Raw genomic sequence first — 11,592 nt, forward strand, 5'->3', positions numbered from 1 at the left:
CCGCCGGGCACCAGGCGCGGCACCACCACCGCGCGCTACGCCGCCGGGTCCGCCCCCAGGACGGGCGCCCGGCGGCGTCCGCCGTCGGCCCCGGCCAGCGCGAGGTCCGTCCCGCTGGTCTCCGGCAGCAGCCGCAGGCAGCAGAGCGACACCAGCCCCAGCGCCGCCAGGTACCAACCGACCGGCTCCGCCGTCCCGTAGGCGTCGGTCAGCCTGGTCGCGATCAGCGGCGTCGTCGCACCGCCCACCACCCCGCCCAGGTTGTACGTCAGCGCGGCGCCGGTGTACCGCACCCGGGTCGGGAACAGCTCCGGCAGGTACGCCGCCAGCGGCCCGAGCAGGCACCCCAGCACCACCATCGACCCGGCCAGGGCCAGGAACATCAGCGGCCGGCTCACCGTCTCCAGCAGCGGGAACAGCAGCAGCGACCAGAACACCGCGAGCCCCGTCGCCCCCTGCAGCATCCGCCGGCGCCCCCACCGGTCACTGCGCCGGGCACTCACCCAGACCGACACGGCCTGACCCGCGACGCCCGTCAGCAGCATCGACAGCACCACCGTGCTGGGCACCCCGAGCCCGGTCGTCGCGTACGCCAGGGCGTACGTGGTGGTCAGGTAGAACAGCGCGTACCCGACGGTGATCACCCCGCAGCCGATCAACACCGTCCGCCAGTGCCCGCGCAGGACCTCCAGCACCGGCGGCCGCGTCCGCACCTCACCGGCCCGGAACAGCGGCGTCTCCTCGATCCGCAGCCGCACGAACAGCCCCATCGCCACCAGCGCCAGCGACGCCAGGAACGGCACCCGCCAGCCCCAGCCGTGGAACGACCGCTCGCTCAGCGCCAGTTGGAGCACCAGGAAGATGCCGTTGGCGAGCGCGAAGCCGATGGTCGGCCCCAGTTGCAGGAACGCCCCGTACCGCCCGCGCCGCCCGGCCGGCGCGTTCTCCGCGATCAGCAACGCGGCCCCGCCCCACTCCCCGCCGAGCCCGACGCCCTGGCAGACCCGCAGCAGCACCAGCGCGGCCGGCGCCCACCACCCCCACGCCCCGTACCCCGGCAGCACGCCGACCAGCGCCGTCGACAGGCCCATCAGCAGCAGCGACACCACCAGGGTGGCCCGCCGCCCCAGCCGGTCCCCGAAGTGCCCGAACACCACCGCGCCCAGCGGCCGGGCCAGGAACGCCACCGCGTACACCGAGAACGCCGCCAGCAGCGCTCCCACCGTGCCCAGGCCCGGGAAGAACACCCCGCCGAAGACCAGCGCGGCCGCCGTCCCGTAGATGAAGAAGTCGTAGAACTCGATCGCCGTACCGATCAGCGCCGCCGCCGCGGCCCTGCGCAACTGCGCCGACCGGCGGGCTTCCTGCGTATCCATACCGCCACCCTGGCGACCCCCGCACCCCCGCGACAGCGCCCACCCGGGTGACGACGGCGCACAACCGGCACCTCACGCCCGCCCCGCACCACGGTCACCACCGACGACGACTGCCCGGCCACCGGGGCTCACCCCAGCGGCCGGGCAGTCGGACCGTCTCGCCTAGCGGGCGTACGGATTGTCGCTCGGCGGAGCCGGCGGCCCGTACGACGGCGGCCCCGGCGGCACCCCGGGCCCGGCCTGCGGCGGAGCCTGCGGGTACCCCACCGGAGCGGGCGGCGCCTCGACGGCCGGCGCGGCGGTGGCCGCCCCGCGCCGGCGCAGCACCAGGAACACCACGCCCGCCACGAGCACCAGCCCGACCACCACGGCGACGACGATCGGCAGCGCACTGCCGGAGTCGGACGCCTCGGCGGCGGGCGGCTGCGCGGCCGGCGGCGCAGCCACGGGGGCGCTGTTCGCGGTCTGCGGCGCGCTCGCCGCCGCCGAAGCACCGGTGGACGCGCTCGCCGAGGGCGACGGGACGGCCGACGGCGACGCCGGGGGGGCCTCGACGGCCTTCTCGGGGATCGGGGACACGTCCGCCGGCCCCGGGTCCCCCGGCGTGGTCAGCGCGATCCGGGGCCGGACCGCGCCGTAGCCGATGCCGTCATTGCGGTTGGAACCGTCCGCGGGCTTGCCCGCCGTGTTGATGAGCACACGGAGCACCTGATTGGCGCTCCAGTCGGGGTGGACGGACCAGAGCAGCGCCGCCGAGGCGGAGACGATGGCCGTGGCATCGGAGGTCCCGTGAGTCTTGCAGTACCCCGAGGCTCCGGTGCAGGCGTCGTACATGTCGATACCGGGGGCGACCAGGTCGACCTGCGGCCCCTGCTCCGATTCCGCCGTGGTCGTGATGTTCTGATCGATCGCTCCCACGCCGACCACGCTGGGCAGTGCGGCCGGGTACTCGACCGGGTTGCCCGCCTGCGCGGAGTTGCCCACGCCCGCCACCACCAGTGAGCCCTTGGCAACGGCATGGGCGATCGCGCTGTTCACGGAGGCAACGGATTCGGAGGAAGCCTGAAGAGCGGGGCCGGCCTGGGAGATGTTGATGACCTTGGCCCCCTGGTCCGCCGCGTAGGTGATGGCCTGGCCGATCCGGTCGAGAAAGTCGGAGGTACTGACACTTCCCGCGTTGGAGTCGTTCTTGATCTTCAGCGGCAGGACCTTGGCCCCCGGGGCCAGCCCGTAGGCACCCTGGCCGCCCATCCCCTTGCCGGTCCCTGCGATGAGACTGGCGATCCCGGTGCCGTGGCCGTCCTTGAAATCCCCGATCCCGCCGGGCAGGCCGCTGAAGTCCTTCCCCGGCAGCAACTGCCCGACCAGGTCCGGGTGGTCCAGCTTGAACCCGCCGTCGATCACGGCAACGGTGACGCCCTCGCCCTTGGTGGTCTTCCACATGTCCGGCGCCTTCATGGCGTCCAGATGCCACTGCTGCGCGCGGATCGAATCCACCGCGGCGGCAGGCAGCGCGGCCGGCCCCGCGATCACACCCGCAGCCAGCAACACAGCGGCGAACCCGCGCCCGCGTCCCCGTACGTCCGTCCGCCGCATCACCACTCCTCGTTGATCTCCCCGTCGCCCGGGAGCCGCCCCGGACAGGTCTGCCCGGCCACCGGGGGAGCCCAGTGGCCGGGCAGTCGTCACAGTCCTACTCAATCACGCCCGGATTGCTCTGCGGCGTACCGCTCGTCCAGGTCTCCTCGTCCTCGTGCAGGTAGTCCGCACGCTTGCGACGGTCGCGCTCGCTCTTGCCCGCGTGACCCGACATGCCGGGACCGCCCGCCATGCCGTTCTGACCCGAGCGCGGCCCGTTCTCCCCGCCCGCACCGCCCGTGGCACCCGCCCGGCTCCGCAGGCCCGTGCCACCGGGAGTGAACGCACCCCCCGCGGCCGGACCCTTGGTCCCGCCGACCGTGCCACCAGTGGTCGAGGTCAGGCCCCGACCGCGCGAGCTGCCACCGGAGGCTCCGCCACCGTGACCGCCGCCCATGCCCGGGTGCATGCCGCCGCCCGAACCGCCCATGCCGTTGCCGGCCGCGGACCGACCGCTGCCGCCCTGGGCCTCACGCGATCCGAAGGGCTGTCCGCCGCCGGGCAGCCCGGACGGGGTTCCCTTCGGGGGGACCGATCCGCCACCGCCACCGAACGGGTTCGTCCGGCCCGAGGTCGGAATGGTCGGACTGCTCCCCTTCGGGGGGAGCGAACCGCCACCGGGGCCGAAGGGGTTGAACGGCAGGGGCCCGCCGGGCTGACCGCCGGGGCCGACCGGAAGCCCGTGCGTACCTCCCGGGCCGTTCGGCGGGAAACCGCCGGGCCCGGTCGGCGCCACCGGACCGGTGGGAGAGGTCGGCAGGGTGGGCACGCTGTCGATGCCGGTCCCCGGTCGGTGGATCACCGGAGACGACGGGTCGGGCGTCGGCCCCGGGATGCCCGGGTCACCCGGCAGCGGCACCGGCGTCGGGCCGGGGCGCGGCGGGACCGGGTCGATGTGCCCGGGCCCGGTCGGGACCGGCGCGGGCGGACGGGGGGTCACCGAGCCGCCGCCGCCACCACCGGGCGGCGGGCTGTAGCTCCCGCCACCGCCGCCGCCACCCGTGTTGGGGTTGGGGGCGTAGTGGCTGGAGCCCGTTCCGCCGCCACCGCCACCGACCGGGACGTCCTCGCTCCCGTGCACCCCGTCACCGCCCGGCACGCCGGGCAGACTCGGCATTTCGAGCGAGTTCAGCTTCGTGGTCGCCGCCTCGTAGGCCTGCGCCAGCTTCACCATCTGGTTGATGGCTTCCTGGTGCTCCTGGTCGACCTTCTTCTTCGCCGCCGCGGCCTCGGTCGCGGTGACCCAGTTGGAGTCGACCTTCTTCATGATCTGGTCGGCGGAACTGCCCACACCGCCGTACTTGATCTCCAGCACCGGAGTGATGGTGGGGCACGGCTGGCGGTTGTGCTTGTTGACCGTCTCGACCTCGGTCTTGGGGACGTCGGGCACCGCGGTCTTGGCGGTGCTGAGCGCCTCTCCCGCCTGGTGCATCGCGTCACCGGCGCCGGTGGAGTAGTCACCGAGCAGCGCCGCAGACTTGTGGAAGTTCCCGGCCCAGGTCTTGAAACTCTCGGCTGCCGGTCCTTCCCACTGAATCTGGTCGACGTGAGCCTTGAGAGCTGCGCTGAGCTCCTTCAGCACCTTTCCGGCTGCTGTGAGCTGCGTACCCCGGCTCAGGACCTTCGCCGGGTCGGTGCTCGCGACCATCGCCTTGAGCTCTTCGTGCTGCTTGCCCTCGAAGTCCGTTCCGCCTGCCATCACTCACTCCCCGTGTCACTCAAAGTCTCGACCTGCACCACCGTCAGAGTCCTTGGGCACTCGTCGGGCCCGGCCCGTTCGGCCCCGCCGCCGGGTTGACCACACCGGCGTTCTTCGCGACCGCCTGCTGGGCGGCCGTGGTGTTCTCCTCGTTGCCGGCGTAGTTGCCCGCCGTCTGCGCGACCGCCGTCTTCATCGCCTCGATCTGGGAGACGAAGTCCTTGTGCAGCTTGACCAGGGCGTCGTGGGTCTTCCCGTACGCGGCCGTCAGGTCGGTGGACTGCGTGAAGCCCTTGCCGAAGTTGTCCGCGTGCAGCCGCTGTTCCTGGAGCTTGTAGGGCGCGGCCTCCGAGCCCTCCATCGCCTGGAGCAGCGCCTCGATCTTCTTCGCGAAGGCGGTCAGCGTGTCCAGCTCGATCTTGACGTTCTTGCTTCCGAAGGCGGACACCAGCGCCGAGGCGCTGACGTTCGTCTCCACGGCCCGGACGACGTTGTCGACCACGCCGAACATGCCGCCGAACCAGCCGCCGCCATGGGTCCCGAGCGTGAACGGCTTGTCGTCCGGAGGCGCCGTCACGCCGTTCGTCCCGGCTTCTCCGCCTACAGGTGCGTCAGCCACCGCAAATCCACCTCTCCCCCGCGTGCGGGGCGGCCCGTGGGCCGCCGCACCGCAACACACCGTCAACTTCTCGGTCTTACAGTCGTACTCGGCGTGCCGCCCGCCGTCCGGACAGCAGTCGCCTGAGCCATCGTAGCCACCCGCTCCGTCAGGTCGGCAGGGCCGGTGCCCCAGGGGCGTGCGATCGGTACGAACTTGACACGTACAGGCCCCGGCGGCCCCACCCGGCCGACCGCTAGACTGGCCGGGTCCGGTTCGGCCGGGTACGACCTCATCTGCCGCGCAATGTCGCACAGCAGCGACCCTCCGCCCCGCCCACCCGCGTGCGAGGCGGCCCGCAGCGGAATGGATGTGATCACGTGCCGTCCCGGTCGTCCGGTCCCGTACGGCGGAGCACCCCGTGGTGGGCGCGGGCCGCCCGCCCGGCCCGGCCCCCGCTGCCGCTCGCGCCGACGGTGCGCGCGGCGGTCGGCATGGCGGTGCCGCTCGCGCTCGGGCTGCTCACCCACCACCTGGACCTCGGCGTCTTCGCGGGTCTCGGCGCGATGCACGCCACCATGAACGACCGCGTCGAGCCCACCCGGCTGCGCGCCCCGCGGATCGCCTCGGCGGTGTCCGCCTCCGCGCTCGGCATGCTGATCGGCACCGCCCTGCAGGAGTTCCACCCCCAGGGGCTCCTGTCGACCGCCCTGGCCATCGGTGCGGCGCTCACCGCCACGGCGTTCGTGTCCGGGGCGCTGAGCGCCACCGGGCCGCGCGGGTCCGCGGCGGGGATGCTGCTGCTGGTCTCCGCCGCGCTGGGGAGCGGAATGCCGCTCGCCCGGCCGTGGTGGGCGGCCGCGCCGATGATGCTCGCCGGGGCCGCCTTCGTGGTCCTGCTCGGCCTGCCGGGCCGCAGCCACCGCCGCCCGCGCGCCGACCCGCGCACCCGGGCGCTCGCCGCCGCGTACGACGCGCTCGGCGCCACCCTGGCCGACCTGGGCACCCCGCGGGGCGCCGCGTCGCGCCAGGTCCTGACGGCCCGTCTGAACCAGCTCCAGGACCTCCTCCCGCCGCCTCGCCCCGGGGTGCCCGAGGCCCCCCGCACCGTCCGGCTCCGCCGGATGTATGAGGCGGCGCTGGCGGCCACCGAGGCGGCGAGCGGACTGCTCTGGGCCTGGCGGCCCGTCCCGCCGGAGGCCGCCGCCGTCCCCGGGCTCCTCGCCCGGGCCGTGGAGCGCGGCGGCGGCGAGGTGGCGGTGCCCGACTGGCAGCCCGACACACCGTCCCGGCAGGCGCTGGACGCGGCCCTGCGGGCGGCCGCCGAGACCGTCGCCGGGCGCGAGGCCGCCCTGGGGACGGCGCCACCGCCGCCCCCGGACCCGTGGCGGCTGCGCGTGCGGCTGCTCTCCCGGGACTCGGTCCGGTACGGCCTGCGGGTGGCGCTCTGCATCGCGGTCGGCTCGGCCGCCACCGCCTCGTTGCCGCTCAGCAAGAGCTACTGGGTGCCGATGACGATCGCGTTCGTGCTCAAGCCGGACCTCGGCTCGGTGTTCCTGCGCGCGGTCAGCCGCTCGGTCGGCACCGTACTGGGGGTGGCGGTGACGGCGGGGGTGCTCCTGCTCACCACCGACGCGTGGGCGCTGACCGTGATCGCCGCGCTCTGCGTGGCCCTGCTGCCGTACGCGACGGCGGCGCACTACGGCCTGAACACCGTCGCCATCACCCCGATGGCGCTGATCCTGCTCCAGCTCGGCGGGCAGAGCGGCGCGGCCGAGTTCTGGCCCCGGGTCCTGGACACCGCGCTCGCGAGTGCGATCGTGCTGCTGTTCGGCTACCTGCTCTGGCCGGAACGCCCGCGTCACCGGATCGAGCCCCGTCTGGTCGACGCGACGGCCGCGCTCCACGCCTACCTCGCCTCGGTCACCGGAGGGGCCCGGCCGATCCCGGCCGCCGCCACCCGAGCCCTCGCCACCGCGCACGCCCCCGCCACCCCGGTCGCCGAGGTCTGGCTCCGCCGCACCGCCTACCGCGCCCTCGCCGACGCCCGCCGGGAGGTGCAGCAGGGTCTCACCGAGCCGCCGCCCACCGGCCGGCTCGCCGAACGGTGGCTGCCCGCGACCGCCGCGCTGGAGCGCCTCAGCGGCGCCGTGGCGGCGTACGCGGCACAGATCCGGTACGGCGGCCGGGTCCCCGACCCGGGCGAGGTGGAGCGGGTCCGGCGGGCCCTGGACGACCTCACCGCGGCCGCCCGCGCGCACCGGCCGCCCACCCGGCCGGCGGCCCGTCCGACCCGGCCGCACGACCCGGCGCGCAGCGCGCTGGGCCGTGCGGCGGACGAACTCGAAACGCTCCTCGGCGACCGAGGCCGACCAAGCTGACCGGGCCGACCAGGCCGACCGGCCACCCGTCCCCGACCGGCTGGGCCGGCCCGACGGGCCAGGCCGGCCCGGCCGACCCGACCGGCCCTCAGACCTGCTCGGCCAGCTCCATCCAGCTCATCTCCAGCTCCTCCTTCTCCTCCCGAACACCGCGCAGCTCGGTGTCCAGCTCCGCGACCTTGGAGAAGTCGGCGGCGTGCTCGGCAAGTTGGGCGTGCAGCTTGGCCTCCTTCTGGTCCAGCTTGGCGATCTGCCGCTCCAGCTTCTGCATCTCCTTCTTCGCCGCCCGCGTGTCCCCGGCGGACGGGCCGGCCGACGCCGCCGCCACGACGCCGGCCGCGGCCGCCGGCACCGCGGCGGCCGCCATCCGGGCGCGCCGCTCCAGGTACTCGTCGACGCCGTTGGGCAGCATCCGCAGCTTCTTGTCACCGAGCAGCGCGTGCACCACGTCCGTGGTGCGCTCGATGAAGAACCGGTCGTGGCTGATCACGACCATCGAGCCGGGCCAGCCGTCGAGCAGGTCCTCCAGCTGGTTCAGCGTCTCGATGTCGAGGTCGTTGGTGGGCTCGTCGAGGAACAGCACGTTGGGCTCGTCCATCAGCAGCCGGAGCAGCTGCAGCCGCCGCCGCTCGCCGCCGGAGAGGTCGCCGACCGGCGTCCACTGCTTGTCCTTGCCGAAGCCGAACTGCTCGCAGAGCTGACCGGCGCTCATCTCCCGGCCCTTGCCGAGGTCCACCCGGGAGCGCACCTGCTCGACCGCCTGCAGCACCCGGGTCTCCGGCTCCAGCTCGGCGACCTCCTGCGAGAGGTAGGCCAGCCGGACCGTCTTGCCGACCTTGATCACACCGGAGGCGGGCTGCACGTCGCCCTCCGAGGCGTACGCGTCGCGCATCGCCCGCAGCAGCGAGGTCTTGCCGGCGCCGTTGACGCCGAGCAGGCCGATCCGGTCGCCGGGGCCGAGCTGCCAGGTCAGGTTCTCCAGGAGCAGCTTCGGGCCGGCCGTGACGGTCACGCCCTCCAGCTCGAACACGGTGCGGCCGAGCCGGGCGTTGGCGAACTTCATCAGCTCGCTCTTGTCCCGCGGGTCCGGCACGTCGGCGATCAGGGCGTTGGCGGCCTCGATCCGGTAGCGCGGCTTGGAGGTCCGGGCGGGGGCGCCGCGGCGCAGCCAGGCCAGCTCCTTGCGGGCGAGGTTCTGGCGCTTCTGCTCCTCGGTGGCCTCGATCCGGGTGCGCTCGGCGCGGGCGAAGACGTAGTCGGAGTAGCCGCCCTCGTACTCGTGCACCGCACCGTGCTGGACGTCCCACATCCGGGTGCAGACCTGGTCCAGGAACCAGCGGTCGTGGGTGACGCAGACGAGCGCGGAACGGCGGTTCTGGAGGTGCTTGGCGAGCCAGGCGATGCCCTCGACGTCGAGGTGGTTGGTGGGCTCGTCCAGGACGATCAGGTCCGGCGAGCCGAGCAGCAGCCTGGCGAGGGCGATCCGGCGGCGCTCGCCACCGGAGAGCGGGCCGATCACGGTGTCCAGGCCCTCGGCGAAGCCGGGCAGGTCGAGGCCGCCGAAGAGGCCCTCGATGATGTCGCGGATCCGCGCGTCGCCGAGCCACTCGTGGTCGGCCCGGCCGGCGATCACCTCGTGCCGGATGGTGGCCTTCGGGTCGAGCGAGTCGTGCTGGGTGAGGACGGCCATCTCCACCCCGCCGGCGTGGGTGATCCGCCCGCCGTCCGGCTCCTCCAGCTTGGCGAGCATCCGGATCAGGGTGGTCTTGCCGTCCCCGTTGCGGCCGACGACGCCGATCCGGTCCCCTTCACTGACGCCGAGGCTGACCCCGTCCAGAAGGGCCCGGGTGCCGTAGACCTTCGTGACGGACTCGATGGTGGCGAGGTTGACGGCCACGTGTGCTGCGCTCCTGGATTCGGCGGTCGGGGCCGCGCCGATCTCCCGGTACGCACCCCATTCGGGGTCGCCCCGATCTCCCCAGCCTAACGGGGAAGCCGGCGGGGCCCGCTACGGCAGTACGCCCGCCCCCGGGACCGGGCCGTACGTCGCGTGCGCGGTGCGGCAGGTGCCGGACGCGCGCAGGGCCTCGGCGACGGCGGCCGCCGCCTCGGCGTCCTTGGCCAGGAAGGCGCAGGTGGGGCCGGAGCCGGAGACCAGGGCGCCGAGGGCGCCGGCCTCGGTGCCGGCCCGCAGGGTCGCGGCGAGCGACGGGCGCAGCGAGAGGGCGGCCGACTGGAGGTCGTTGGCGAGCGCACCGGCCAGCGCCACGGGGTCACCGTCGGCGAGGGCGGCGAGCAGGGCGGGGTCGGCGTCGGGGGTGGGCACCTCGGTGTCGCCGGAGCCGGTGCCGGCCTCCTCCCGGAGGCGGTCGCACTCGCGGAAGACGGCGGGGGTGGAGAGTCCGCCGTCGGCGACGGCGAAGACCCAGTGGAAGGTCCCGGTGACGGGCAGCGGGTCCAGGATCTCGCCGCGTCCCCGGCCCAGGGCGACGCCGCCGAGGAGGGCGAAGGGCACGTCGGAGCCGAGTTCGGCGGCCAGTTCCAGCAGCGTCCCGGCGGGGGTGCCGAGCTCCCACAGCGCGTCGCAGGCCACCAGGGCGGCGGCGCCGTCGGCGCTGCCGCCGGCCATCCCGCCGGCCACCGGGATGGCCTTGGCGATGTGCAGCCGCACGTCCGGCTCGCCGAGGCCGTGCCGGGCGGCGAGCAGCCGGGCCGCGCGGGCGGCGAGGTTGCTGTCGTCGAGCGGGACGGCGGCCGCGTCGGGGCCGGAGCAGGTGAGGGTGACGCCCTCGCCCGGCCCGGCGGCGCTCGCGGTCACCTCGTCGCCGAGGGCGACCGCGAAGAAGACGTTGGCCAGGTCGTGGAAGCCGTCGGCGCGCAGCCCGCCGACCCCCAGCTGGACGTTGACCTTGGCGGGGACGCGTACCGTGATCACTCGGACTCCGGCTTCACGGGCTTGTGCTCGGCGATGGCGGCGAACTGCTCCACCGTCAGCATCTCGCCGCGCAGCTTGTGGTCGATGCCGGCGCCGGCGAGCGCCTGCTCGGCCGCGGCCGGGGAGCCGGCCCAGCCGGCGAGGGCGGCGCGCAGGGTCTTGCGGCGCTGGGCGAACGCGGCGTCGACGACGGCGAACACCTCGGTGCGGCTCGCGGTGGTCCGCGGCGGATCGCGGCGGATCAGCGAGACGAGCCCGGAGTCGACGTTCGGCGCGGGCCAGAACACGTTGCGCCCGATGGCGCCGGCCCGCTTCACCTCGGCGTACCAGTTGGCCTTGACCGAGGGGACGCCGTACACCTTGTTGCCGGGCTTGGCGGCGAGCCGGTCGGCGACCTCGCTCTGCACCATCACCAGGGTGCGCTCGATGCTGGGGAAGGTCGCCAGCATGTGCAGCAGCACGGGGACGGCCACGTTGTAGGGCAGGTTGGCGACCAGCGCGGTGGGCGGCGGGCCGGGCAGCTCGGTGACCTCCATGGCGTCGCTGAGTACCAGGTCGAAGGCGTCCGCCTTGCCGGGCAGCCGGGCGGCGACGGTGTCCGGCAGGTGCCGCGCCAGCACCGGGTCGATCTCGACCGCGGTGACGTGCCGCGCGACCTCCAGCAGCGCCAGCGTCAGCGACCCGAGCCCGGGCCCGACCTCCACCACGGAGTCCTCGGCCGTCACCCCGCCCGCCCGGACGATCCGCCGGACGGTGTTGCCGTCGATGACGAAGTTCTGCCCGCGCTGCTTGGTCGGCTTCACACCGAACGCGGCGGCCAGCTCCCGCACGTCGGCGGCGCCCAGCAGGTGGATGTCAGAGGTGGGATCGGTGGTGCTCACGCGCCAAGGATACGGGCGCGGGGAGCCCCCGGGGTTCGGCCACCGCGGCGGGGGCGCTCACCACCGGGTGCGGCGGCGCGCATG

8 protein-coding genes are annotated in these 11,592 nt (G+C 74.4%); 1 reads left to right on the plus strand and 7 read right to left on the minus strand.

Going from position 1 to position 11,592, the window contains the following annotated elements:
- Positions 1-35: 35 nt before the first annotated feature.
- The 4 genes from ACZ4UX_RS24310 to ACZ4UX_RS24325 form a co-directional block, all read right to left on the minus strand.
- Positions 36-1,376, minus strand: coding sequence for an MFS transporter (locus tag ACZ4UX_RS24310; RefSeq protein ID WP_465708211.1), 1,341 nt, complete (start codon positions 1,374-1,376; stop codon positions 36-38).
- A 162-nt stretch (positions 1,377-1,538) separates the two neighbouring features.
- On the minus strand, positions 1,539-2,927 hold the full coding sequence (mycP, locus tag ACZ4UX_RS24315) for a type VII secretion-associated serine protease mycosin (protein ID WP_465708212.1): 1,389 nt from the start codon (positions 2,925-2,927) through the stop codon (positions 1,539-1,541).
- A gap of 142 nt (positions 2,928-3,069) precedes the next feature.
- Positions 3,070-4,713 carry a WXG100 family type VII secretion target gene (locus ACZ4UX_RS24320; RefSeq protein ID WP_465708213.1) on the minus strand — a complete coding sequence of 548 codons (1,644 nt, stop codon included), beginning with the start codon at positions 4,711-4,713 and terminating at the stop codon, positions 3,070-3,072.
- Positions 4,714-4,756: 43 nt separating this feature from the next.
- Positions 4,757-5,290: a hypothetical protein gene (locus ACZ4UX_RS24325; protein WP_352290652.1), complete on the minus strand. Its 534-nt coding sequence runs from the start codon at positions 5,288-5,290 to the stop codon at positions 4,757-4,759.
- A 401-nt stretch (positions 5,291-5,691) separates the two neighbouring features.
- Between ACZ4UX_RS24325 and ACZ4UX_RS24330 the strand changes: the two genes are divergently transcribed.
- Positions 5,692-7,692, plus strand: coding sequence for an FUSC family protein (locus ACZ4UX_RS24330; protein WP_465708214.1), 2,001 nt, complete (start codon positions 5,692-5,694; stop codon positions 7,690-7,692).
- An 88-nt stretch (positions 7,693-7,780) separates the two neighbouring features.
- Here the strand turns inward: ACZ4UX_RS24330 and ACZ4UX_RS24335 are convergent, their stop codons facing one another.
- The 3 genes from ACZ4UX_RS24335 to rsmA form a co-directional block, all read right to left on the minus strand.
- Positions 7,781-9,589: an ABC-F family ATP-binding cassette domain-containing protein gene (locus ACZ4UX_RS24335; RefSeq protein ID WP_465708215.1), complete on the minus strand. Its 1,809-nt coding sequence runs from the start codon at positions 9,587-9,589 to the stop codon at positions 7,781-7,783.
- Positions 9,590-9,700: 111 nt separating this feature from the next.
- Positions 9,701-10,627, minus strand: a complete 927-nt coding sequence (locus ACZ4UX_RS24340; RefSeq protein ID WP_352290649.1) for a 4-(cytidine 5'-diphospho)-2-C-methyl-D-erythritol kinase — start codon at positions 10,625-10,627, stop codon at positions 9,701-9,703.
- Entirely contained in the window at positions 10,624-11,508 is an 885-nt protein-coding gene (rsmA, locus tag ACZ4UX_RS24345) for a 16S rRNA (adenine(1518)-N(6)/adenine(1519)-N(6))-dimethyltransferase RsmA (RefSeq protein ID WP_329489298.1), read from the minus strand. Before rsmA ends, ACZ4UX_RS24340 begins: the two co-directional genes overlap by 4 nt.
- Between the last annotated feature and the right edge of the window lie 84 nt (positions 11,509-11,592).

It is taken from the genome of Kitasatospora sp. NPDC028961, assembly GCF_055564815.1.

What these genes read in the sequence shown, in the direction of transcription:
- ACZ4UX_RS24320 (WP_465708213.1), bottom strand. Translation starts at nt 4,713, where the DNA reads ATGGCAGGCGGAACGGACTTCGAGGGCAAGCAGCACGAAGAGCTCAAG.
- ACZ4UX_RS24310 (WP_465708211.1), bottom strand. Translation starts at nt 1,376, where the DNA reads ATGGATACGCAGGAAGCCCGCCGGTCGGCGCAGTTGCGCAGGGCCGCG.